This is a genomic window from Kribbella sp. NPDC051952 (genome assembly GCF_040680855.1).
Classification (GTDB): domain Bacteria; phylum Actinomycetota; class Actinomycetes; order Propionibacteriales; family Kribbellaceae; genus Kribbella.
Map to the genome: position 1 here is coordinate 206,121 of NZ_JBFAXQ010000005.1, position 22,405 is coordinate 228,525.

Here is a 22,405-nt window from a genome sequence, read left to right on the forward strand (position 1 = left end):
CCAGGAATGTGGGGATTGCTCACCGTGTTGTCACCTGGATGCAGACTGGATGGTGCCCAGATGGGACCATTGGGAGGCTGCTTGGGTCGGGCTGTGACTCGGGCGCTTGTGAGGAACTGACCGGCGAGGAGTCGATGTGCCAGTGCAAGGCCATGCGGAGGAATACCGCAGTCCCGGGAGCGGTGAGAACGCAGCCACCGGAGTCCTGCTCAGCCACGGATTCACCGGTTCACCGAAGTCGCTGCGCCCGTTCGCCGAGCACCTGGCCGCCGAGGGGTACGGCGTCGCCGTACCGCGCCTGCCTGGTCACGGCACCAACTGGCAGGAGATGAACAAGACCGGCTGGCCGGACTGGTACGCCGTACTGGACAACGAACTGGACCGGCTGCGCAAGGAGCACGACCGGGTGGTCCTGGCCGGGCTGTCGATGGGCGGCTGCCTGGTGCTGCGACTGGCTGAGCTGCACGGCGGAGACGTTTCCGGTCTGGTCCTGATCAACCCGTCGGTGCGGACCGATGACAAGCGCCTCGTGCTGCTTCCGGTGCTGTCCAAGCTGCTCCCGTCGTTCCCGGGCATCTCGAACGACATCAAGAAGCCGGGTGTCGACGAGGGCGCCTACGACCGGATGCCGTTGCGTGCCCTGCAATCGTTGTCCCAGCTCTGGCAGCTCACCCGCGACGATCTCGCCAAAGTCACACAGCCGGTGCTGATGTTCCGCAGTACTGTCGATCATGTGGTGGAACCGAGCTCGGGGCGGACGGTACTGGCCTCGATCTCGTCCCGCGATGTGACCGAGACCCTGCTCGAGGACAGCTATCACGTGGCAACTCTGGACAACGACGCACCGCGGATCTTCGCGGACTCGACAACCTTCATCCGCCGGGTCTGCGCAGATGCGTGACAACGGCCTGACCGCCGAGGCGTACACCTCCCTCGGCGCGATCGATCCCCAGATCGCCGAGCCCGTCCTGACCGCGCTGGCCGACGCCGGGATCGCAGCGTACTGCGAGTCCCAGAGCGAGGCGCGGACGCCCGAGGACGCGGATGAGCCGGTCCGGATTCCGGTCGGGTACGACGAGATCTTCGTCGACGCCGAGGCCGTGGAGAAGGCGCGGCCGGTGATCGAGCGGAGCACCGAGGACGCGGAGTGGAAGTCGCTGATCGAGCAGTTCAACGCGCCGTCCGCACCCGGTCACGAGTCCGGTGAGTCGCCGGTGCCGCGGTGGCCGGCCAGTGAGGATGTCGAGGAGAAGTACGAGCCGCTGATCGACGTACCGGCCGGTCTGATCATCGACGACAAGTCGGGCTCTTCCGACGATGATGACGACGACGAGGACGTGCCGGCCCGGAAGGCCGACGATCCGCACGACCATTTCGTCCCGCCGGAGCCGCCGCGCGGCCCGAAGCTGGACTGGATCAGCCGGGTCGCCTGGCTCGGCCTGCTCGGCGGCCCACTGCTGCTGATCCTGGCCGCGGTCCTCGACTTCGGCACCGGCCGGATCACCACGCTCGCCGTGGTCGGGTTCATCGGCGGCTTCCTCACGTTGGTCATCCGGATGAAAGACCGGTTACCACCTGATGACACCCCCGATGACGGAGCAGTCGTCTGAGCTAGAGTGCGGATCGTCGGACAATCTGACGACCCGAGGAGGTACCCGTGCAGGTCACCGAGACCGTTGAGATCACCGGCCACTTGATGGACTCCGGACTGCTGTCCCGGGTCCTCGACGACATTCGCGGCTACGGCGGTGAGTACACGCTGGACAAGTTCGACCTCGGGTACGACAAGGACGACCCGTCCACGGTCCGGATGACGGTCGGCGCCGACGACGAGGAGTCGCTGCAGCGGCTGCTGATGCGGATCCAGACCAAGGGCGCGAACCTGGTCGACCCCGGTACGCCGGAGATCAGCGAGGTCTCGCAGGACGGGGTGTTCCCGGACGGGTTCTACTCGACCACGAACCTGCCGACGAGTGTCCGGCTCGGTGGTCACTGGGTGCTGGTGCAGAACCCGGAGATGGACTGCGGTCTGATCGTCGAGGGTGAGACAGTGCGGACGATCCCCATGTCCGACGTACGCGCCGGGATGAAGATCATCACGAGCGCGCAGGGTGTCCGCGTCACTCCCCCGATCGTCGTGAACAGCGAAGAGGGCTTCGGGTTCATGGAGTCCGACGTGTCCAGCGAGAAGCCGCAGCGGGTGTTGGTGAAGCAGGTCGCGGACGGTATGCGCGAGGCGAAGGCGAACGGCCAGAAGGTGCTGTGGGTCGGCGGTCCGGGCATCGTCCACACCGGCGCGGCGCCGGCGATGGTGGCGCTGGTCGAGGCCGGGTTCGTCGACGTCCTGTTCGCCGGGAACGCGCTGGCCACGCACGACATCGAGTCGTCGCTCTACGGTACGTCGCTGGGCGTCGACCTCTCCCGCGGTCGCGGGGTGGAGCACGGGCACGAGCACCACATCCGCGCGATCAACACGATCCGCAAGGCTGGGTCCATCGCGGCCGCGGTCGACCAAGGCGTGCTCACGTCTGGGGTCATGCACGCGTTGGTGAAGATGGGGAAGACGTTCGTCCTGGTCGGCTCGGTGCGCGATGACGGGCCGTTGCCGGACGTCTATACCGACGTACTCGACGGTCAGCGGGCGATGCGGGCCGAGCTGGACGGGGTCGGGTACTGCCTGATGGCGGCGACGATGCTGCACTCGGTTGCTACCGGCAACATCCTGCCGGCGTCGATCCCGCTCACCTGCGTGGACATCAACCCGGCGACCGTGACCAAGCTCGCCGACCGTGGGTCGTCGCAGGCTCGTGGGATCGTGACGGACGTCGGTCTGTTCATCGAACATCTCGCCCGGGAGCTCGCTCCGGACTACGACGAGGCGAAGCAGTAACCGTTTGCCACTGACCCTGTCGGCGGGTGAGGCTGGAGTTCCGCTTCTGGACAGGAGACAGACCTGATGAGCTTCGAATCGTTCTTGCACCGGTTCGAGGAGGCCAACACCGCGTTCATCAACGGTGACCCGTCGCTGTGGATGCCGCTGGTGTCGCACAGCGCCCGTACGACGATCTTCGGCGGCTTCGGCGGACACGAGTCCGGGTGGTCGCTGATCGGGCCGCGGTACGAATGGGCGTCGGCGCAGTTCGCGGCCAGCGGGGCGAAGGTCGAGTTCGAGTACCTGGAGAAGTTCGCGGGGGCCGATACGGCGTACACGGTGGCGATCGAGCGATGCACGGTCGCGTACGTCGACCGCCCGGGCGAGCACCAGCACGAACTCCGCGTCACGATGGTCTTCGCACTGGAAGACGACGGGTGGAAGATCGTCCACCGCCACGCGGACCCTCTCAGCCCCACGGCCTCCCCGTCAGGCCCCTGATTCTCCGGTTGTGCGGCTGATTACACCCGTCGTTGCCCCGGGGGTGTTGGATGGGCCCATGAGCGAACTCGTGCATCTCGGCATCTTGGACGGCGTTGCGACTATTTTGCTGGATTCGCCGGGGAACAAGAATGCGTTGTCCCAGCAGCTGACCGGGGAACTGCTGGAGCGGCTGGAGACTGCCGGGGCCGATGAAAGCATCCGGGTGATCGTGATCCAGTCGGCGCTCGATGTGTTCTGTTCGGGGGCTGATCTGTCGGAGGCCACGACCGTCGGGATGGGCGTGGGGGCTCAGCGGATGGTCGACGTACAGCGGGCCATCGTCGCCAATCCGAAGCCCGTGGTCGCGCGAGTCGCCGGGCCGGTCAGAGCCGGCGGGATCGGGATCGTGGCCGCTGCTGACATCAGCATCGCTGGGGCGGAGTCGAGTTTCGCGTTGACCGAAGTGCGGCTGGGGCTGGCGGCCGCGACGATCTCGTTGACGGTGCTTCCCCGACTGACGGACCGGGCTGCGGCGTACACGTTCCTGACCGGCAACGGGTTCGACGGGCTGGAGGCGGCGCGGTTCGGGCTGGTGACGCTGACCGTGCCGGATGCGGAACTGGATACCGCGGTCGCCACCGTGCTGGAGTCGTTGCTCAAGGGGGCTCCGCAGGGATTGCGGGAGACCAAGAAGCTGCTCAACCGGGAACTTCTCGCCGATATAGATGCCCGGGGCAAGGATCTTGCCGAGCTGTCCGCGAGCCTGTTCAGCTCCCCCGCCGCCCAGGAAGCCATGCTCGCCTTCCTCGACCGCAGGAAGAACTAATTCGTTTGCCCAACGGCAGCATCCGCTGATCCACTGGCCAGGTGCCGATCAGCGATACCCAACGCGTGCAGTTCCGGGAGCAGGGGTACGTCGTCATCCCTGCAGTCCTGACCGACGAGCGAGTCACGACCGGGCGGAAGCTGGTCGCGAAGGAGCTCGAGAAGGAGCCGCCCGCGCCTGGGCACGTCGGCTTCCATTTCGCCTGGCCGAGGTTCGAGGACGGGACGCATCCGTTGCTCGACTACTACCGGGACACCGTCGCAGAACTCGCCGCAGAGCTCGTCCGGCCGGAGTACGGCGTCGACGAGCCGGACTTCGCCCAGATCGCCACCACGATTCCGCCCTGGTCACATCGGCCGGGCGGCCCACACGTCGACGGCGTGAGTCCGCTTGCGCCGGACGGTACGCCGTACACATTCTCGATGCTCGCCGGAGTTTGGCTCAGCGATCAAGAGGAGCAGTACCACGGCAACCTGCATGTCTGGCCAGGCACACATCTGCGGTTCGGCGAGTATCTGGCGGCGCGCGGCGCCGACGCGCTGGCCGAGTTGAGCAAGGACACGACCGGAGCGCCGTACCCGAAGATCGAGCTCGGTGAGCAGATCCAAGCCACCGGCCCGGCCGGGAGCATCCTGTTCGCGCACTACCTGCTCGGCCACAACATCGGTGGCAACACCGGCCCCGAGCGCCGCGAGACGATCTACTACCGCCTCCACGCCCACGGACACCGCGACCGCTGGCGCGACGTGGTCGCCGACCCGCTGCTCGAGTTCAGGCAGTGAGCTCGATCAGCGGTAATCCACCAAAGTAGTAGTGGTCACCGCGATCGCAGTGACCACGCACCGAGGTTCGGCTCTCGGGCAAGTTCATCAACGCTGGGGATGGGCATCAAGCCACCTCACGAATTGACTCCACCGGCCAGGGGAGCGCGTGCTCTTCTGCACGAGCGATCTCACCATCGGCTCGCTCCCATGCTTCCTCGGTGCACACCCACACGACCACAAAGTCGCGCCCTCTGACAGGAGGCGTCAAGGCACGCATCCACTCGCGGTCTCCGCTTGCAGTGACTGCCTCGACGCGCTGACCGGGTTCGATTGCCATAGTTCGATCATGTCCGTTGCCATAAGTATTCGGAAGGATTATCTACAAGGCAGTTGCTTATGGCATGGCCTTGTGGCAAGCTTCTGGCAAGCGCTCGAGGCCCTGCCAAAGGAGGCTGGATGACGGAGTCGTCTAACGTCGGCTTCAAGCCGCCGTATATGTCGTTTCAGACGTTCTGGAACTTCTTGAGTGAGCTGGCGTCAAAGCCTCTTCCCCCGAAGCTGGACAGGTCGATCATGACCTCGAAGAGCGGGACGGATCAGAACAACATCATGTCCGCACTGGAGGTGTTCGACTTCGTCGACGAGTCGGGTGCCGTCTTGCCAAAGCTTCAAGGGTTCGTGACGGCCGACGCAGACGAGCGCAAAGCCGTACTGCGGAGTCTGCTAAGCCGAACATATGCGCCGGCGTTCAAGGTTAGTGATGCGAATGGAACACCGAACGACCTGAAGGAGGTGTTCCGCGACGCGTATGACGTCTCGGGCGATACGCAGCGCAAAGCGATCACGTTCTTCCTTCACGCTGCCCGCGAGGCTGGCTTTGAACTGAGTCCGCACTTCCCGAAGACACGATCCGGCTCGGGCGCACCGGGCACCCCTAAAGTCAAGAGGGCGCCTGCGCGCAGGAAATCTGAGAAGCCGCGGCAGCAAGGGCCGACCGACTCCCTCGTCAACGGGAATGCCGCCGGTCACACTCAGACCGTCCAACTCCGATCCGGCGGAACGATCACGCTCTCCTATGACGTGAACATGTTCGAGGTAACGGATGAGGACGAGCAGTTCGTCCTGGGACTCATCAAGAGCCTGCGTGACTATAAGTCCGCCGCTCCTGCCCAGGACGTTGACGATTCGGAGGGCGGTGTGTCATGAGGAGGGAGTAAGCCCCCGCCGTAAGTGCCCACGATGACGGGAACGGCGGGGGCCAAGTGGAGAGCCGGTTCGTGGCGTGGCAGCGCCTCACCGGCTCTCTACGCCTTACTCTATCGCTTGTCATCAATTCGAGTCGTCGAATTTGCGGCTCAGTTCAGACGAGCATGCGGCCTCCCGCAGAGATGGTCTGACGTGTGCACCGGGTACTGGCCATAGACCTCACGACGGCAATCGAGCTCGAAATTCACCTAGGCCTATCAACCTCCCAAGTGAACTGGTCGAGTTCAGGCAGTGAGCTCGATCAGCATCGGCAGATGATCTGAAGCCGCGGCCATATCTTCCGAGGCGGCCGGGATCTTCAGCATGCGGCCGGCCAGATTCGGCGTCACATGGGCGCCGTCGATGCGTTTGTGCGGATTGGTCGAACTGAAGGTCGGCCCGGCGTCGGCGCCCAGGTCGGTGAGGCCCTCCTCGGCGAGCTGTTTCCAGACCGGGCCGTCGGGTTCTTCGTTGAGGTCGCCGGCCAGGAGGTACGGCGTACCGAACGAGCGGCAGCCCTTCAGGACCTGCTCGAGCTCGTGCTGGCGACCGCGGATGTGGAGGCCCAGATGGCAGACGACCAGGGCCAGGCGCGTCGTGCCGAGCGTGATCTGACCGCCGACGGCGCCGCCGGGGAGTTGGGTCGCGATGAAGTTGAGGCGGCGGCGGACGAACGGGCGCCAGATCCGCCAGTGCAGCGGTTCGGTCAGATCGGTGCCGTCGGCAACCAGGATCGCGTTGCGGGCGGAGCCGACGACGTACCGCATCCCGAAGCTCGCCGCCATCGCGCGCCGCTTCCGCCTGGTCCCCCACCAGGTCGGCGCTTCCTGCACGAGCATCACGTCCGGCGCGCACGCCTGCACCACCCGGGCAAGCGCCGTACGGTCGTCACCCCAGCGATGCACGTTGTACGACAGGACTCTCAGCACCGCCTCACCACCAGGCGGCCCGATACTCATGCTTCAGGGTCGCCGTTCAGGTCGACCGGGTGCAGGTCGTCGTCGAAGGCCGCCGCGCGCATTCCGGTACGACGACTGGCCGACTTGCGGGCCGCTCTTTCGAGGCGGGTCGAGCGGCTCCGGGCGGCCGCGGTCTTCGCGGTGACCGCAGTCGTCTTGACCCGGACGCGACGCAACCAGGTGGCCTCTTCGCGAGCCAGGTCGGCCGCACCGACGAGACCCGCCTCCGGACCGAGGACCGCGCGGACGATCCGTGCTTCCGGGCGGAATCCACGGCCCGTCAGCGTTCGCTTGAATGCCTCGCGGGCCGGCGCCAGCAGCAGCTCACCCGCATCGGAGACACCGCCGCCGATCACGAACGTGCCGGGGTCGAGCGCGGCGGCGAGGTTGGCGAGGCCGATGCCGAGCCAGCGGCCGACGTCCTCGAGCAGCTCGACCGCGACCGGGTCGCCGTCCTTGGCGAGCTCGGTCACCATCGGGCCGTTGATCTTGCGCGGGTCGCCGCCGGCCGCGCGGAGCAGGTTGTGGGCGACGGGAGACCCGGACAACGCGAGCTCGCGCGCCTCCCGGGTCAATGCGTTGCCGGAGGCGTACTGCTCCCAGCAGCCGCGGTTGCCGCACTCGCAGCGGTGACCGCCGGGCACGACCTGCATGTGCCCGAACTCCCCCGCGATACCGAACTTCCCGCGCTGCAGGGAGCCGTCGTTCAGGATGGCGCCGCCGATGCCGGTGCCGAGCGTCACGCAGACCAGGTGGCTCTCGCCCTGACCGCCGCCGAACCGCCACTCCGACCATGCGGCCGCGTTCGCGTCGTTCTCGACGACGACCGGCAGGCCGAGCCGGCGCTCGACCGCGTCGCGCAGCGGCTCGTGCCGCCAGGCGAGGTGTGGCGCGAACAGGACCGACGAGCGGGTCCCGTCGACGAATCCGGCGGCACCGATGCCGACCGCGATCACGTCGTGCCGGGACTCGAGGTCGCGGACGATCTCCGCGATCGCGTCCTCGGTCTCCTTCGGATCGGTCGTCGGCGTGTCCCGCCGTACCCGGTCCAGGATGTTGGCCTCCGGGTCGACCACCCCGGCGGCGACCTTGGTCCCGCCGATGTCGATCCCGATCGTCAAAGCCTGCGTCAGAGCCATCGGACGACCCTCCTCGTCGTACCCCCGACCCCCGCCGGACTACCTCCAGTATCCCGCGCCGGTGGACAACCCCGACGGAATGCCGCTCTGGAGAGGTCTGGCGAGGCGCCGCTCACCTCGTCTTCTCCGGAGCGGGCGCCGGGCGGCGGGCCAGGTCGGCGGCGCCGATGAGGCCGGCGTCGTTGCCCAGCTCGGCCAGGCCGAAGGTCGGGTGCGGACGGTTGGCCTTGGCCGGAAGATTCTTCTCGAACGCGACCTGGGCCGACTTCATCAGCAGGTCCTTCGCCGCGCTCACTCCGCCGCCGATGACGATCGTGGTCGGGTCGAACATGGTCGCGAGACTCGCCAGCCCCTCGCCCAACCAACGCCCGAGGTCCTCGAGCAACTCCACCGCACAGGGATCTCCACCAGCGGCCGCGGAGGTGATCATCGGACCGGTCAACTCGGCCGGGTCGGAGATCCCGCACACCGTCAGCATCTGCATCGCCGCGAGCGAACCGGACTCCGCTTGCGCGCGCCCTTCCCGCACCAGCGCACGCCCGGACGCGTACTGCTCCAGACAGCCGCGCGCCCCACAACCACACCGATGCCCACCCGGTACGACGCGCATGTGGCCCAGCTCGGCCGCGACACCATGTGCACCCCGCAGCAGGTCGCCGTCGATGACGACTCCACCGCCGATCCCGGTGCCGATGGTCAGGCAGAGCATGTGCTCGACATCCTTGGCCGCGCCGAACGCGAACTCGCCCCAGGCCGCCGCGTTCGCGTCGTTCTCCACGACCACGGGGATATTGAGCTTCTCCGCGACCCGCGCGCCCAGCGGCTCGTCCCGCCAGGCCAGGTTCGGCGCGAACAGCACGGTCGACCGGTCCGACGAGACGAATCCGGCGGCGCCGATCCCGACCGCCTCCACGTCGTGCGCGGCGATCAGCTCGGCGGCCGCGTCACAGATCGCGTCCGCGGTCGCGTCGACCGAGTCCGCCGGGGTGTCGCGATGCGTGCGGGCCCCGATGGTCCCGTCCGGGTCGACCACCCCGGCCGCGATCTTCGTTCCGCCGACATCGATGCCGATCGTCAGTCCCATGGCTCGGGGTCCTCACTCACGTCGATCCGGTCCACCCGGGACCGGACCGGCCCATCTTCCTCAGGCACGGTTTCGTTCGCCGCGGGCCGCGACGCTGCGTCCTCCCGCGTCTGCCGGGCAGCCTCGGCGGCCGCTTCCAGCAATGATCTGACCGAGCCCAGGACATGCGCGGCAGCGGTCGACAGCTGCTCGATCGTCTCCGGGCTCGTGTTCCGCACCTTGTTGATCAGCTGACAGACCGGGCACCACACACAGTCCGGCCCAAGCCGGTCGTCATGCGTGTGCTCGTGCGCCTCAGGTCTTGCCTCCGCCTCAGGTGCCGAACCGGCCGGCGGCGTACGCGTGGTGTCGGCCGCCTGCTGCAGTACGGCGAACAGCTTCGCCGCCTCCTCCGCGACGGAGCCGACCGGGTCCTTGCTCAACGGCCCTCCCCGATGGCGGCCTCGTGTCCGTGGTGCGCCAGGTGGTACTCGGCCGTCAGGCCCTGCGCCAGCTCCTGCGCGGACTCCAGCGGCCCACTCCCACTCGGCAGTTCAGAACTCACCGGCCGCGCGGTCTCCCGCGGCGCGAACCGCACCTGCAGCCGTCCGTCGTCGAGCCGCGCACCCGCGACCACACCCCGCGCCAGTGCCGCCGGCAACGGCAGCACGCGCCGGTACGACCCGACCGTGATGATCAGCTCGTCACCGTGCCGCGCCAGCTCCAGCTCACTCGCGGATGCCAACGGCAACGGCATCGTCAACGTGTAGGTCCGGCCATCGGTATCGATGTGCCGATCCACCCACAGCGACGTCTCGTCGGTGGCCCGGGCGAACGGATCGTCGCCGCCGTACATCTCGACCGCGAAGGCGGCGAGCTCCTCGACGCCGACCGGCTCACAGGCCCGGTACGGCGACTCCCAGATCGGCAGCGGCCGGAACGAGTCGGCCACGTCCTCGAGGATCCCGCGCTGGGCCGCGACCCACTGACGCCGCCAGTTGTCCGCGCCCGCGGCCGGGAACACCCGGTTCGCGACCACGCCGTCGACGCGATAGCCGTACAGCGAAAGTGTGGTCAGCGACCGTCGTGCCTCGGCGACCACGACGGCCTCCGGCGTCAGCACCAGCCGCACGGATGCGTCCGGTCCGGCCAGCAGCGTGCGAATGTCCGACAGGTCGCTCTGCAGTCGCCGGAGCGCGTCGAAGACCGTGTCGTCCGGCATCGGGATGCCCGGCGTACGGCTGAGGAACGGACGGAAGGTCCGCATCACCTTGCGCTCGGCGTTGAAGATCCGGTCGAGGTACCAGTTCAGTGCCTCGGGCAGCGCGAGCAGCCGCAGTGTCTCCGCGGTCGGCGCGCAGTCCACCACGATCACGTCCCAGCGCCCGGACCGGAAATGGTCGCGCACCTCGAGCAGCGCGAGCACCTCCTCGGCACCCGGCAGCACGGTCAGCTCCTCGGCCTCGATCGGGTCGACCCCGACCATGTGCAGCACCGATCGCAGGTACGTCTGGATGTCACCCCACGACCGCTCGAACCGTCGCTGCGCGTCGATCTGCTGGACGAACAGCAGGTCGTCGATCTCGGTCGGCTCCTGGCCGACCTCGGAGTCGAACGCGTCCGACAGCGAGTGCGCGGCATCGGTCGACAGCACCAGCGTGCGCAACCCGCGCAACGCGGCGAGCGTGGCGGTCCCCGCGGCGGAGGTCGTCTTGCCTACGCCGCCCTTACCTGTGTACAGCAGAACCCGAGTCACTGGATCAGGACTCGACGCGCTTCTTCAGCCCTTTGAGGGCTGTGTCGATGATGACCTTCTCCGCCTTGCGTTTGAGCATCCCGATCATCGGGATGGCAATGTCGACAGCCAGCCGGTACGTCACCTCGGTCCCCTCGCCGCCGCCCAGGTCGCGCAGTACATAGGCGCCGTCCATCCCCTTCACCATCTTGGCCTCGACCAGCGTCCAGGTCACCTCGTTGCGGGACCAGTGGTAGTCCAGCGTGTACTCGTCGGAGATCGCGCCGGCGTCGACCTTGAACCGGACCTGCTTCGGCCGGCCCGCCTCGTCGGTGGACAGCACCTCGGTCTCCCGCATCGAGTCGGCCCATTCCGGGTACGCCGGGAAGTCCGCGATCACCGCCATGATTTCTTTGGGGGTCGCGTTCACCACGATGGTCGAGGTGGTCTGTTCCGCCATCGATTCACCTCTTCGTTGTGGAACGGGTCGAACTGGGCTCGCCGACTGCCTTGCCGGACGCCGGTTCGGTGTCCTCCCCGGAGACTATCGCGGGTTCGGATCCAGGACGTTGCTCGCCCGCCGGACGACCCGCTTCGGCTTCGTCCTTGAACCGCCACAGGTGTTCCCGGTAGGACTCGACGTACCGCTCCTTCAGCCTGGCCAGCGCCCGGCCGCGGACCCGGCCGGCCGGGTCGACGCGCAGATACCAATGCACCACGACCCCGTCGCGGACCGGCTCCAGCCACCACTCCGCCGTACCGATGGCGGCGCCGGTGACGTTCCAGCGGACGCCCTCGAGGCCGCGCCGCTCGGCCGGGGTCAGGGTCAGCTCCGGCCACCACTCGCGCCACAGGGTGTCCGAGCCGAGCCGCTCGGCGACGTAGGCTGGATCAGCAACGACCAAGTCGTCGCAACTGATGTCGAGCGTGGGCATGGCTTGAACCTAGTTCCCTGGGTCACATAAACCTGGCTACTTGTGGGTAGGTGACTGTACCGTGCGCCGGAAGCCGACAACTCGTGACCGACCGAGGAGACGCGGATGCGTGAGTACACCGTTCCTGCTGTGACCGAGCCACCCACCGGAAGTCTGAGCGACCCCGTGTGGGCGAACGCGTCCTCCCATCCTGACACTGCCGTGTTCAGCCGGCGTACCGGCACCGGCTGGCTCGACGTCTCCGCGGCCGAGTTCGCCCGCGAGGTGACCGCGGTCGCGAAGGGCCTGATCGCGGCCGGCGTGAAGCACGGCGAGCGGGTCGCCCTGCTCAGCGCGACCCGCTACGAGTGGACCCTGATCGACTACGCGATCTGGAGCATCGGCGCGGTCACGGTGCCGATCTACGAGACCTCGTCGGCGTCCCAGATCCAGTGGATCCTGACCGACTCCGAGGCGGTCGTCGCGATCGCCGAGAACGCCGCCCTCGGCGCGGTGATCGAGTCGGCCCGGTCGGAGGCGCCGTCCCTGCAGGAGATCTGGCAGATCGAGGCCGGCGCGGTCGAGCAGCTGACCGTCCTCGGTCAGGAGGTCAGCGACGCGCAGTTCGACAAGCGCCGCGGCGCGGTCGTCCCCAGCGACATGGCCACGCTGATCTACACATCGGGTACGACGGGACGCCCGAAGGGCTGCCGGCTGAACCACTCGAGCTTCCTCGACGAGCTCACGCCGGCGGTGAAGATCCTCGACGAACTGTTCGACACCAGCGGCGCGAGCACACTGTTGTTCCTGCCGCTGGCGCACGTGTTCGCCCGGATCATCCAGGTCGGCTGCGTGATGCAGCGGGTCAAGATCGGCCACACGGCCGACGTGAAGAACCTGGTCGCCGACCTCGGCGAGTTCAAGCCGACCTTCATCCTGAGCGTGCCGCGGGTGTTCGAGAAGGTGTTCAACTCCGCCAGCCAGAAGGCGCACGCCGACGGCAAGGGCAAGATCTTCGACGCCGCGGCCGACACCGCGATCGCGTACTCGCGGGCGCAGGACAAGGGTGGCGCGTCGTTCGGCCTGAAGGCCAAGCACGCACTGTTCGACCGCCTCGTCTACGGCAAGCTCCGCAACGTCCTCGGCGGTCAGGTCAAGTACGCCGTCTCCGGCGGCGCACCGCTCGGTGACCGGCTCGGGCATTTCTTCCGCGGCATCGGCGTACCGGTCCTGGAGGGCTACGGCCTGACCGAGACCACCGCGGCCGTCGCGGTGAACCTGCCCGACGACATCCGCATCGGCACCGTCGGCCGGCCGCTTCCTGGGGTGTCGGTCGGCGTCGCGGAGGACGGCGAGCTGCTGTTCAAGGGCGGCCAGGTGATGCAGGGCTACTGGAAGAACGACGAGGCGACCGCGGCCGCGATCGACGCGGACGGCTGGTTCCACACCGGCGACCTGGGCGAGTTCGACGTCGACGGGTTCATCAAGATCACCGGCCGGAAGAAGGAGATCCTGGTCACCGCCGGTGGCAAGAACGTCCAGCCGGCCGCGCTCGAGGACCAGATCCGCCTGCACCCGCTGGTCAGCCAGTGCATGGTGGTCGGCGACGGCAAGCCGTTCATCGCCGCACTGATCACGCTCGACGCGGAGAACGTCGTACCGTGGGCGACCGAGCGTGGGAAGCCCACCGAGATCGCGGAGCTGACCGAGGACCCGGACCTGATCGCGGAGATCCAGAAGGCCGTCAACGAGGCCAACGACTCGGTGTCGCACGCCGAGTCGATCAAGAAGTTCTCGATCCTGGCGACCGACTGGACCCAGGAGTCCGGCGAGCTGTCCCTGAAGCTCTCGCTGCGCCGCCACATCGTGATGAAGAACCACGAGTCCGACGTCGAGGCGCTCTACGCGAAGTAAACGCTCCGGATAAGGTAACGAACGCATAAAGGTGGGTATAGGTCAGGACATGGATTCAGCAAGTCCGCCCTTTGTCTGCAAGTGGAGTGCCGTCGGAGATTGCGCGATCGTGCGCGTCAACGGTGATGTCGACGTCGTCGCCGTACCCACGCTCGAGACCGAGCTCCGGCATGTGATCACCACCAAGCTGCCCAAGCTGGTGGTGGATCTGCGTCGCGTGAAGGTGATGGAGCCGGCCGGAATCGCCGTCCTCGCCAGCGCTCATCAGCTGGCCGTCGAGCACGGTGGCTGGCTGCGGACATCGGGTGCCGCGAGGTGGCTGATGGACCTGATACCCAACCCCTACGGGAGCCTCGCCGAGGCGCTCCCGGCGTACCGGCCCAGCTGAGGTTGTACTGGGCTGAGGTTGTACTGGGCTGAAGTTGTACTGGCGCATCAGCCAGATGGATGATGCCCGGTCGAGCTTCCCGGGCGATGTGGGACGAGGGCCCGCTCCGCGAAGCTCTTGGTATGAGCAAAGCTGTTGTCGAAGTCAGTGACCTGCGCAAGTCGTACGGCGGCCGGACGGTCGTCGACGGTGTGTCGTTCAGCGTCGAAGAGGGCGAGATCTTCGGGATCCTCGGCCCGAACGGCGCCGGCAAGACCACCACCGTCGAGAGCATCGAGGGCCTGCGCGTCCCCGACGCCGGCCGGATCCGGGTCGCCGGTCTGGATCCGATCGCCGATCATGCCGCGGTCACCCAGGTGCTGGGCGCCCAGCTGCAGGAGAGCGAGCTCCAGGCCAAACTCACCGTGCGTGAGGCGCTCGAGCTGTACGCCGCCCTCTACCCCAACCCGGCCGACTGGCGCCCGCTCGCCGAGCGCCTCGGCATCACCGGCCAGCTGAACAGCCGGTTCGGCACCCTCAGCGGCGGCCAGAAGCAGCGCCTGTTCATCGCGCTCGCACTGATCGGCAACCCCAAGGTCGTCGTCCTCGACGAGCTGACCACCGGCCTCGACCCGCGCGCCCGCCGCGACACCTGGGAGATCGTCGAGGACGTCCGCGCCCGCGGCGTCACCGTCCTCCTGGTCACGCACTTCATGGAGGAAGCGCAGCGGCTCTGCGACCGGATCGCCCTGATCGACAACGGCCGCATCACCGCACTCGACACACCCCACGGCCTGATCAGCCGTACGGCGGGATCCACCGTCATCTCGTTCACGCCGTCGGAACCCCTCGACGACGAGGAGTTGGCCGCACTGCCGGCGCTCGCGTCCGTCGAGCACAAGGACGGCCGGATCACCCTCGGCGGCACCGACGACACCGTCAACGCGGTCCTCTCGCTGCTCGCCCGCCGCCGCATCACCGCGCACCAGCTCCGGGTCACCGACGCCACGCTGGACGACGCCTTCCTCGACCTGACCGGAGCCAAGTAAATGACCACCGTTGCCACTGCCCCCAACCGCACCTCACCCTTCGCCGCCGTCGTGCGCACCGAAGCCAAGCTGTTCCGCCGCGAACCCGGCATCCTCTTCTGGACCCTCGGCTTCCCGCCGGTGCTGCTGGTGATCCTGGGTTCGATCCCGGCGTTCCGGAAGGCCGACGCCGGCCTCGGCGGACTTCGGCTGATCGACCTGTACGTGCCCGTGCTGGTGCTCGTCGCGCTGATCATCACCGGCCTGCAGACGATGCCGCCGGTCATCACCGGGTACCGCGAACGCGGCATCCTACGCCGGATGTCGGCGACCCCGGTCCGTCCCTCCGCCCTGCTGATCGCGCAGATGGGACTGAACGGCGCCACCGCCCTGGTGTCGGTGCTGGTCTGCCTCACCATCGGCCGGCTCGCCTTCGACGTGAAGCTGCCTTCGCAAGGCTTCGGCTACGTGCTGGCACTCCTGCTCACGGCAACCGTCGCGCTCTCCTTGGGTGCGCTGGTGACTGCCCTGGCCCGTACGGCGAAGATCGCCAGCGCGATCGGATCCGCGGTGTTCTTCCCGAGCATGTTCTGCGCCGGGGTCTGGCTGCCGGTGCAGTCGATGCCGGATGTCCTGCGGCACATCGTCGAGTTCACCCCCTTCGGTGCGGCGGCCCGGGCGCTCGGTCAGGCCGCGGCCGGAGACTGGCCGGCCTGGTCCCACCTCGGCGTACTCGCGGCCTGGGCGATCGTCCTGTCCGTGGCGGCCACACGCTGGTTCCGCTGGGAGTAGGAGACCGGTCGTGCAGACTGGGTGGGTGACCACGGCGGACGCGGACCTGGAGCGACGGCAGAAGGCTTTCCGGAGATGGCAGCCGTACGGCCTGCTCCTCGTGGGCACCGTACTCTCGGCAGCCACCGCCGGGCTGGTCATGCCGACTGCCGAACGGCGGATCACCGCCGCCGCTCTGGTCGCCGCGGCACTCGTGCTCCAGGTCTGGTGGAGTTGGACCGATCGCACCAGCCGGGGCCCGAGCCGCATCTCGGTGGCGTACTTCGCCGTCCGCTGGGCGATCGGCCTCGCGCTCACCCTGGCGAACCCGTTCTTCGCGTTCTATGCCGTCGCCGGCTACTTCGACGCGGAGGAGCTGATCCCTGGCAAGCGCTGGCGCCGGTTCGCCTGGTTCGCCTGTTCCATCCCGGTCGCGGGTGCGCAGACCAGCGGGATACCGGTCGGCGACACGATGCGGTGGGTCGTGTTCGGCTGCCTGCTGCTGGCCAACAACGTGATCCTGACGCTCGTCACCCACTTCTCCGAGCAGGAGGAGGAACGGTCCCGTGCCCGGGCCACCACGATCATCGAGCTCGAGCAGGCCCGGGACGAGAACGCGGCTCTGCACGCCCAACTCCTGGTCCAGGCACGCGAAGCCGGTATCGCCGACGAACGCCGGCGCCTGGCCGCGGAGATCCACGACACCATCGCGCAAGGCCTGACCGGCATCATCGCCCAGCTTCAAGCCGTCACGAGTACCTCCGACCCGGCCACCGCCGAGCAGCACGTCAGCCGTGCCACCGACCTGGCCCGGCACAGCCTGAGCGAAGCCCGCCGGTCGGTCCACAACCTCGCACCGATCGGCCTCTCGAACGACGGCCTTCCCGAGGCCCTGCAGAAGACGGTCGACCAGTGGGCCGAGCGGACCGGCGTACGCGCCGAGTTCACCCTCACGGGGACGGCGCAGCATCTGCATGGGGAGGTGTCGGCAACTATTCTGCGCATCACGCAAGAAGCGCTGGCGAACGTGGCCAAGCACGCGTCCGCCACGCGCGTCGGCGTCACCCTCAGCTTCATGGACAGTGAGGTCACCTTGGACATCCGCGACGACGGCAAGGGTTTCGACCCGTTGACCGTTCCCCAACGCACCGGCACCGGCGGCTTCGGCCTGGACGGGATGCGAGCCCGCGCCGAGCGCATCGCCGGCTCCCTCACCGTCGAAGCCGAACCAGGCTCCGGTACAGCGGTGTCGGCACGCGTACCGTTGGTGCTCCATGAATGAGATCTCACTGCTGCTCGTCGACGACCACCCGGTCGTCCGCGACGGCCTCCGCGGAATGTTCGAGTCGGTGCCCGGTTTCACCGTGCTCGCCGAGGCGTCCAACGGCGTCGAGGCGGTCGCGCTGGCCGCCGAGCACGACCCCGACGTGATCCTGATGGACCTGCGGATGCCCGGTGGCGGTGGGGTCGAGGCGATCACCGAGCTGACCCGTCTTGGGGCCCGCGCGAAGATCCTGGTGCTGACCACCTGGGACACCGACACCGATACGTTGCCTGCGATCGAGGCCGGCGCGACGGGCTACCTGCTCAAGGACGCACCGAAGGACGAGTTGTTCAACGGAGTGCGCGAGGCAGCCGAAGGCCGGACGGTCCTCTCCCCCGCCGTCGCCTCCCGAGTGGTCTCCGCCGTCCGTACGCCGGCGCCGAGTCCCCTGGCCGCCCGGGAGCGCCAGGTCCTGGCGTTGGTTGCCAAGGGCACCTCGAACCGCGACATCGCCAGAGAGCTGTTCATCAGCGAGGCCACGGTGAAGACGCACCTCAGCCACCTCTTCACCAAGCTCGCCGTCAACGACCGTGCCGCCGCAGTTGCCAAGGGCTACGAACTGGGCATCCTCGGCCGCGACTGATCACTTGCCGCCGCTGAACGTGATGCCGTTGGTGATCTGCTTCTGGGCGACGAAGAAGATGACCAGGCACGGGATCGTGATCAGGACTGAGGTTGCCATCAGCAACGGGGTGTCGGTGCCGTTGACGGACTGGAAGCCGGCCAGCGCGAGCGGGAGCGTCTTCCACTGGTCGGAGTTGATGTAGATGGCCGGGCCGAGGAAGTTGTTCCAGTAGCCCATGAACAGCAGGATCGAGACGGCGACAACCGCCGGCCGGGCCAGCGGCAGGTACACGAGCCAGAACGTCTTGAACCAGCCGCAGCCGTCCACCACCGCGGCATCGGCGAGCTCCGACGGCATCCGGGAGAAGAACTGCCGGAACAGGAAGATGTAGAACGGCGACCCGAAGAACGCCGGCAGGATCAGCGGGTACAGCGTGTCGACCATGCCGAGGTTGTTGAAGAGCATGAACTGCGGCACCATCGTCACCTCCCCCGGCAGCAGCATGGTCGCGAGGACGACACCGAACAGCAGCCCGGAGAACCGCACCCGCAACCGCGCGAACGCGAAGCCCGCGAGCGAGCACGAGAAGACGGTGCCGATGATCGGGATCAGGGTGGTCAGGACCGAGTTGAGCGCGTACCGCCAGAACGGGAACGACGTGACCGCCCGGGTGTAGTTGCCCCACAGGAACTCGTGCGGCCACACACTCGCGCCCGAGCTTCCGACGCCGGCGAGTGACCGCAGCGAGGTCGCGATCATCCACAGGAACGGGTAGACGAAGACCAGTGACCCGAGGGCCAGGACGACGTACAAGCTGATGCTTCGCCTCATCGAGCTCTTCTCCTCCTACGGGTGGACTGCTCGGTCTCGTAGTACACGGCGAAGGCACTTCCGCGCAGGGTGACCGCGGTCAGGGCGAGGATGACGACGAACAGGATCCAGGCCAGCGCGGACGCGTACCCCATCCGGAAGTTCTTGAAGGCGTTGTCGTAGAGGTAGTAGACGAAGAACAGCAAGGAGTCCTTCGGACCGCCGTTCGTGATGAAGCCCTGGGTGAAGACCTGCAGTGACCCGATGATGCCGGTCAGCGCGTTGAAGAGGATGATCGGCGACAACTGCGGCAGCGTCACGTGCCAGAACAGCCGCAGCGGTCCGGCGCCGTCGAGTGCCGCCGCTTCGTACAGGTTGGCCGGCACGTCCTTCAGCCCGGCCAGGTAGATCACCATCGCCCCGCCGACCGTCCACAGACTCATCAGGATCACCGTCGGCAGGGCCCAGGACGCGTCGTAGAGCCATGCCGGCCCGTCGATCCCGATCCGGCCGAGTACGTCGTTCGCGAGTCCGTACTGCGGGTTGAACACCCAGAGGAACAAGACCATCTGGGCCACGCCGGACACCAGGCTCGGCAGGTACCAGACGGTCCGGAAGAACCGCATCCCGGGCAGATCGGTGTTCAGCAGCAACGCGACCACGAAGGCCAGGACGGTCTGCAGTGGCACGCTGATCACGGCGTACAGCAGGGTCACCTTCAGCGCCTGACCGACCCGCGGGTCCTGGAACGCCTCGGTGTAGTTGGCCAGGCCAACGAACTTCGGCGGCGTGATCAGGTCCCACGAAGTCAGGCTGACGTAGATCGACGACGCCATCGGACCGACCGTGAACAGCGCGAAGCCGATCAGCCACGGTGACACGAACAGCCAGAACGCGATCGTCTTGTCGGCCCGCGGCCACTTCCGCCGCGCCCCGTACGCCGCCAGTCCGATGACGGCGTACAGGACGATCAGCAGGAGCAGGAACGGGACCAGCGGCACGAGTGCCGTCGGGACGCCCCAGGATTCCGCGAGGGTGCGGATCCAGCCGATGGTGGGATTCACTTCTTCAGGGCCTGCGTGCACTTGGCGGCGAGCTGGGGCAGGATCTTGGCGACGTCGTCCTTGCCGGTGCCCAGCGGGGTGTAGCTGGTCATGCCTTTGTCCGCGTCACCGGACAGCTGCGCCTCACGCGCGACGGAAACGCCGACGAGACCGCTCTTCAGCGCGGTGGTGAAGGCGGCCAGGTTGCGATCGGCCGGCAGCACCTTCTCCAGCGTCGGCGTCGAGGCCGCGATGATCGGTACGCCGAGCGCCGTGTTCCCCTGGATCAGCTTGTCCTGAGCGACCTGCTGCGTACTGGCGAACTCGACGAACTTCTTCGCGGTCTCGAGTTGCTTGCCACCGGCCTTCTTCGAGATCCCGAGCCCGTCGACCTCCATCGGGAATCCCTTGCCCGGCACCGGGACCAGCGTCCAGTTCGGCTTGCTGATCTTGGCGAAGTCCGCGACCGTCCACGGCCCGAAGTCGCTGAAGGTCGCCAGCCGCCCGGCCGCGAACCACTGCGCCTGGTCCTGGCCCTCGACGTCCACCGACGTCGGCGCCGTACGGTCCTTCTGCAGGTCGACGACGTACTGCGCGGTCCTGACCCCGGTCTCGTCGCCGAAGGTGCACTCGGTGGCGTCGGCGTTGTAGTAGCCACCGCCGGCCGCGGTCAGCCAGCCCCGGTACCAGAGGTTGCTCGAGCCGAAGACGCGAGCCTTGCCGTCACCGTGCGACAGCTTCGCCGCGGTCGCCTTGAACTCGTCCAGCGTCATCGGTGTCGTTGCGCTGGGCAACGGTACGCCTGCGGCCTTGAAGGCGTCGACGTTGACCGCCATCACCTTGGGCTTGGCCGCGAACGGCATCGCGTAGTACTTGCCCTCGAACTGCAGCGCGGACGAGATGTTCGGCTGCACGTACTTGCCCGGGTCAACGGACTGTTCGGCGAAACTGGGCGCGAACCCGGCCAGGCTGGTGTTGCTGATCTCCATCACCGTCGACTGGGTCCCGGCCGCGATCGAGGTCTGCAGCTTCTGCTCGTAGTCGGCCTGGATCCAGTTCGTGGTCACCTTCGCGCCCGGGTTGGCCTGCTCGAACGCGGCCGCGATCGCCTTCAGCGAAGCGGCCTCGGAGTTCGTTCCCCAGAACGAGAAGCTGATGTCGGCGGACCCGCCGTCGCCACCGGTGTTGGCGGCGGGCTGGTTTCCGGTGGCACAACCGGCGGCCAGGAGGAGCGCGGCCGCGGCGGGGAGGAGGCGGTAGGAATGCTTCATGAGGCGTCCTTCGTCGGAGTGGTGACCCGGGCGGTCCGACCGGGCTCGATGATTTCGGTGCGGTCATTGACCGTCACCGCGAGCGGACCCGGTCCGCTGTTCACGGTGACTTCGGTCGTGTGCCGGCCTTCTTGGCTGATGCGCAGGTCCCAGCCGCCGACCGGGAGGTGGTCGACGGTGAGTGCGTCGATCTCGGCGGGCAGGTGGGATTCGATGCTCAGGGCCGCCGACGCCGCGTCCGGTTGCAGCCCGAGCAGTCCGGCGACCAGGTGCCGGACCACGGTGAAGGAGATCTCCGGGTAGTCGTCCCGGCTGTCGATCAGGTGCTTGGTCCAGCGCCACGCGGACTCGTCCCGACCGTGCTGGAAGAACACCTCGGGGTAGTAGCTGAACGACTCGATGTTCAACGGCGGCGCGATCTCCAGCTGCGCTTCCAGGTAGTCCAGGAACCGTTCGTTCCGCTCGCCGGTCCCGCTCAGGCCGAACAGTGGGACCAGAGTGTGCGACTCCAGGCCCCAGCCGAAGTCCAGTCCCTCCTTGGTGATCCCGCGAGCGAAAGACTCACCGTTCCACCACTCGTTGTACGTCGCCTGGATCCGGTCGGCCTGGTCGTGGTGGCCGAGTTTGCGGAGTACGGCGTACTGGGACGCGAGACCGTCGCCGGCGAGGATGAGCGGCGCCTCGCCCTGTTCGTTGTAGGTGGCGGTGCCGAGGAAGATGTCGCCGGTCCCGCCTGCCTCCGGTAGGCCGTCGCCGTCGGAGTCGTGCGCGGCGACGAACTCGCCGATCGTGTGCCGGTAGTACCCGGCCAGGTCGGGGTCGTCGATCCATTGCCGGTCGCCGGTCCAGTCGTACTGTTCCAGCGCCCGGTAGGCCAGGTCGAACACCGCGGGGATCTCCCGGACGAAGTGTTCGTCGTGGTGGTAGTCGAGGGCGGCGATGCGCCCGTCGAAGTGGAAGGCCCAGATCGGGAACCACTTCCGCGCCGGCGTGGCCGAACGGGCGAAGTGCCGGAACATCGCGAAGTTCTCCGTGTCCAGGCCGAGCAGGTGCGCACCGGTCGCCTGGTGGCAGACGTCGCGCGAGTAGAACATCTCCCGGGACGGATAGCCGGCCCAGTACGACGGCAGATTGCCGGGCGCCGCGTCCGTCCGGACCCAGTCCAGCGCTCGCTTGCGGGCCCACGCGAAGGCGTCCTCGACGTAGGCGTCGGCCGAGTTCACTGTCAGCACACGGACTCCCGGAGAAAGCGGATATTAGCGCTAAAACTAGAGACCTAGAACAATTCGGTCAATACCTTCTGGCCGTCGAG

Annotated in this window: 24 protein-coding genes; 13 read left to right on the top strand and 11 right to left on the bottom strand. The window is 67.5% G+C overall.

Annotated features, from left to right (window positions below; translation table 11 throughout):
- Positions 1-136: 136 nt before the first annotated feature.
- From AB0L70_RS12425 to AB0L70_RS12455, 7 genes are all read left to right on the top strand, one after another.
- A complete protein-coding gene (locus AB0L70_RS12425) occupies positions 137-901 on the top strand; it encodes an alpha/beta fold hydrolase (RefSeq protein WP_363683049.1) in 765 nt (254 codons plus the stop codon).
- Positions 894-1,610, top strand: coding sequence for a hypothetical protein (locus tag AB0L70_RS12430; protein ID WP_363683051.1), 717 nt, complete (start codon positions 894-896; stop codon positions 1,608-1,610). The genes AB0L70_RS12425 and AB0L70_RS12430 overlap by 8 nt, the downstream gene beginning before the upstream one ends.
- A gap of 47 nt (positions 1,611-1,657) precedes the next feature.
- Positions 1,658-2,890 carry a TIGR00300 family protein gene (locus AB0L70_RS12435; RefSeq protein ID WP_363683053.1) on the top strand — a complete coding sequence of 411 codons (1,233 nt, stop codon included), beginning with the start codon at positions 1,658-1,660 and terminating at the stop codon, positions 2,888-2,890.
- A 66-nt stretch (positions 2,891-2,956) separates the two neighbouring features.
- A complete protein-coding gene (locus AB0L70_RS12440) occupies positions 2,957-3,373 on the top strand; it encodes a nuclear transport factor 2 family protein (protein WP_363683055.1) in 417 nt (138 codons plus the stop codon).
- A 58-nt stretch (positions 3,374-3,431) separates the two neighbouring features.
- Positions 3,432-4,181, top strand: coding sequence for an enoyl-CoA hydratase-related protein (locus AB0L70_RS12445; protein WP_363683057.1), 750 nt, complete (start codon positions 3,432-3,434; stop codon positions 4,179-4,181).
- 41 nt (positions 4,182-4,222) lie between these two features.
- Positions 4,223-4,963 (top strand): phytanoyl-CoA dioxygenase family protein, encoded by a 741-nt coding sequence (locus tag AB0L70_RS12450; RefSeq protein WP_363683059.1) that lies wholly within the window; start codon positions 4,223-4,225, stop codon positions 4,961-4,963.
- A gap of 438 nt (positions 4,964-5,401) precedes the next feature.
- Positions 5,402-6,151 (top strand): DUF5343 domain-containing protein, encoded by a 750-nt coding sequence (locus AB0L70_RS12455; protein WP_363683061.1) that lies wholly within the window; start codon positions 5,402-5,404, stop codon positions 6,149-6,151.
- A gap of 284 nt (positions 6,152-6,435) precedes the next feature.
- Here the strand turns inward: AB0L70_RS12455 and AB0L70_RS12460 are convergent, their stop codons facing one another.
- The 7 genes from AB0L70_RS12460 to AB0L70_RS12490 form a co-directional block, all read right to left on the bottom strand.
- On the bottom strand, positions 6,436-7,149 hold the full coding sequence (locus tag AB0L70_RS12460) for an endonuclease/exonuclease/phosphatase family protein (RefSeq protein WP_363683063.1): 714 nt from the start codon (positions 7,147-7,149) through the stop codon (positions 6,436-6,438).
- Complete coding sequence (locus AB0L70_RS12465; RefSeq protein ID WP_363683065.1) at positions 7,146-8,288, bottom strand: ROK family glucokinase; 1,143 nt, start codon at positions 8,286-8,288, stop codon at positions 7,146-7,148. Before AB0L70_RS12465 ends, AB0L70_RS12460 begins: the two co-directional genes overlap by 4 nt.
- 112 nt (positions 8,289-8,400) lie before the next feature.
- On the bottom strand, positions 8,401-9,372 hold the full coding sequence (locus AB0L70_RS12470; protein WP_363683067.1) for an ROK family glucokinase: 972 nt from the start codon (positions 9,370-9,372) through the stop codon (positions 8,401-8,403).
- On the bottom strand, positions 9,363-9,794 hold the full coding sequence (locus tag AB0L70_RS12475) for a hypothetical protein (protein ID WP_363683069.1): 432 nt from the start codon (positions 9,792-9,794) through the stop codon (positions 9,363-9,365). Before AB0L70_RS12475 ends, AB0L70_RS12470 begins: the two co-directional genes overlap by 10 nt.
- On the bottom strand, positions 9,791-11,107 hold the full coding sequence (locus AB0L70_RS12480; protein WP_363683071.1) for an ArsA family ATPase: 1,317 nt from the start codon (positions 11,105-11,107) through the stop codon (positions 9,791-9,793). The genes AB0L70_RS12475 and AB0L70_RS12480 overlap by 4 nt, the downstream gene beginning before the upstream one ends.
- Positions 11,108-11,111: 4 nt before the next feature.
- Positions 11,112-11,546, bottom strand: a complete 435-nt coding sequence (locus AB0L70_RS12485; protein WP_363683073.1) for an SRPBCC family protein — start codon at positions 11,544-11,546, stop codon at positions 11,112-11,114.
- Between the two features lie 4 nt (positions 11,547-11,550).
- The gene (locus AB0L70_RS12490; RefSeq protein WP_363683075.1) at positions 11,551-12,021 is read right to left on the bottom strand and encodes a polyketide cyclase / dehydrase and lipid transport; all 471 of its coding nucleotides are present in this window, start codon (positions 12,019-12,021) and stop codon (positions 11,551-11,553) included.
- Between the two features lie 105 nt (positions 12,022-12,126).
- On the opposite strand from AB0L70_RS12490, the gene AB0L70_RS12495 reads away from it, so the two are divergent.
- From AB0L70_RS12495 to AB0L70_RS12520, 6 genes are all read left to right on the top strand, one after another.
- Complete coding sequence (locus tag AB0L70_RS12495) at positions 12,127-13,914, top strand: AMP-binding protein (RefSeq protein WP_363683077.1); 1,788 nt, start codon at positions 12,127-12,129, stop codon at positions 13,912-13,914.
- Positions 13,915-13,963: 49 nt separating this feature from the next.
- Positions 13,964-14,302 (top strand): STAS domain-containing protein, encoded by a 339-nt coding sequence (locus AB0L70_RS12500; protein ID WP_363683079.1) that lies wholly within the window; start codon positions 13,964-13,966, stop codon positions 14,300-14,302.
- A 122-nt stretch (positions 14,303-14,424) separates the two neighbouring features.
- Complete coding sequence (locus tag AB0L70_RS12505) at positions 14,425-15,330, top strand: ABC transporter ATP-binding protein (protein ID WP_363683081.1); 906 nt, start codon at positions 14,425-14,427, stop codon at positions 15,328-15,330.
- The gene (locus AB0L70_RS12510) at positions 15,331-16,101 is read left to right on the top strand and encodes an ABC transporter permease (protein ID WP_363683083.1); all 771 of its coding nucleotides are present in this window, start codon (positions 15,331-15,333) and stop codon (positions 16,099-16,101) included. It begins immediately after the preceding gene.
- A 25-nt stretch (positions 16,102-16,126) separates the two neighbouring features.
- Positions 16,127-17,362, top strand: coding sequence for a sensor histidine kinase (locus tag AB0L70_RS12515; protein WP_363683085.1), 1,236 nt, complete (start codon positions 16,127-16,129; stop codon positions 17,360-17,362).
- Positions 17,355-17,987 (top strand): response regulator transcription factor, encoded by a 633-nt coding sequence (locus AB0L70_RS12520; RefSeq protein WP_363683087.1) that lies wholly within the window; start codon positions 17,355-17,357, stop codon positions 17,985-17,987. Before AB0L70_RS12515 ends, AB0L70_RS12520 begins: the two co-directional genes overlap by 8 nt.
- Here AB0L70_RS12520 and AB0L70_RS12525 read toward each other — a convergent pair whose 3' ends face one another.
- Genes AB0L70_RS12525 through AB0L70_RS12540 form a run of 4 tightly spaced genes read right to left on the bottom strand, consistent with a single transcriptional unit; the run spans position 17,988 to position 22,325 of the window.
- Entirely contained in the window at positions 17,988-18,800 is an 813-nt protein-coding gene (locus tag AB0L70_RS12525) for a carbohydrate ABC transporter permease (RefSeq protein WP_363683089.1), read from the bottom strand.
- Positions 18,797-19,843 carry a sugar ABC transporter permease gene (locus AB0L70_RS12530; RefSeq protein ID WP_363683091.1) on the bottom strand — a complete coding sequence of 349 codons (1,047 nt, stop codon included), beginning with the start codon at positions 19,841-19,843 and terminating at the stop codon, positions 18,797-18,799. The genes AB0L70_RS12525 and AB0L70_RS12530 overlap by 4 nt, the downstream gene beginning before the upstream one ends.
- Complete coding sequence (locus tag AB0L70_RS12535; protein WP_363683093.1) at positions 19,840-21,093, bottom strand: extracellular solute-binding protein; 1,254 nt, start codon at positions 21,091-21,093, stop codon at positions 19,840-19,842. Before AB0L70_RS12535 ends, AB0L70_RS12530 begins: the two co-directional genes overlap by 4 nt.
- Positions 21,090-22,325, bottom strand: coding sequence for a hypothetical protein (locus AB0L70_RS12540; protein ID WP_363683095.1), 1,236 nt, complete (start codon positions 22,323-22,325; stop codon positions 21,090-21,092). The genes AB0L70_RS12535 and AB0L70_RS12540 overlap by 4 nt, the downstream gene beginning before the upstream one ends.
- Between the last annotated feature and the right edge of the window lie 80 nt (positions 22,326-22,405).

Bases quoted from the DNA above. Each gene is read 5' to 3' on its own strand.
- AB0L70_RS12465 (WP_363683065.1), bottom strand. From the start codon at position 8,288: ATGGCTCTGACGCAGGCTTTGACGATCGGGATCGACATCGGCGGGACC.
- AB0L70_RS12525 (WP_363683089.1), bottom strand. From the start codon at position 18,800: ATGAGGCGAAGCATCAGCTTGTACGTCGTCCTGGCCCTCGGGTCACTG.
- AB0L70_RS12535 (WP_363683093.1), bottom strand. From the start codon at position 21,093: ATGAAGCATTCCTACCGCCTCCTCCCCGCCGCGGCCGCGCTCCTCCTG.
- AB0L70_RS12460 (WP_363683063.1), bottom strand. From the start codon at position 7,149: ATGAGTATCGGGCCGCCTGGTGGTGAGGCGGTGCTGAGAGTCCTGTCG.
- AB0L70_RS12445 (WP_363683057.1), top strand. From the start codon at position 3,432: ATGAGCGAACTCGTGCATCTCGGCATCTTGGACGGCGTTGCGACTATT.
- AB0L70_RS12505 (WP_363683081.1), top strand. From the start codon at position 14,425: ATGAGCAAAGCTGTTGTCGAAGTCAGTGACCTGCGCAAGTCGTACGGC.
- AB0L70_RS12430 (WP_363683051.1), top strand. From the start codon at position 894: ATGCGTGACAACGGCCTGACCGCCGAGGCGTACACCTCCCTCGGCGCG.
- AB0L70_RS12500 (WP_363683079.1), top strand. From the start codon at position 13,964: ATGGATTCAGCAAGTCCGCCCTTTGTCTGCAAGTGGAGTGCCGTCGGA.
- AB0L70_RS12490 (WP_363683075.1), bottom strand. From the start codon at position 12,021: ATGCCCACGCTCGACATCAGTTGCGACGACTTGGTCGTTGCTGATCCA.
- AB0L70_RS12440 (WP_363683055.1), top strand. From the start codon at position 2,957: ATGAGCTTCGAATCGTTCTTGCACCGGTTCGAGGAGGCCAACACCGCG.
- AB0L70_RS12485 (WP_363683073.1), bottom strand. From the start codon at position 11,546: ATGGCGGAACAGACCACCTCGACCATCGTGGTGAACGCGACCCCCAAA.
- AB0L70_RS12470 (WP_363683067.1), bottom strand. From the start codon at position 9,372: ATGGGACTGACGATCGGCATCGATGTCGGCGGAACGAAGATCGCGGCC.
- AB0L70_RS12510 (WP_363683083.1), top strand. From the start codon at position 15,331: ATGACCACCGTTGCCACTGCCCCCAACCGCACCTCACCCTTCGCCGCC.
- AB0L70_RS12520 (WP_363683087.1), top strand. From the start codon at position 17,355: ATGAATGAGATCTCACTGCTGCTCGTCGACGACCACCCGGTCGTCCGC.
- AB0L70_RS12495 (WP_363683077.1), top strand. From the start codon at position 12,127: ATGCGTGAGTACACCGTTCCTGCTGTGACCGAGCCACCCACCGGAAGT.
- AB0L70_RS12455 (WP_363683061.1), top strand. From the start codon at position 5,402: ATGACGGAGTCGTCTAACGTCGGCTTCAAGCCGCCGTATATGTCGTTT.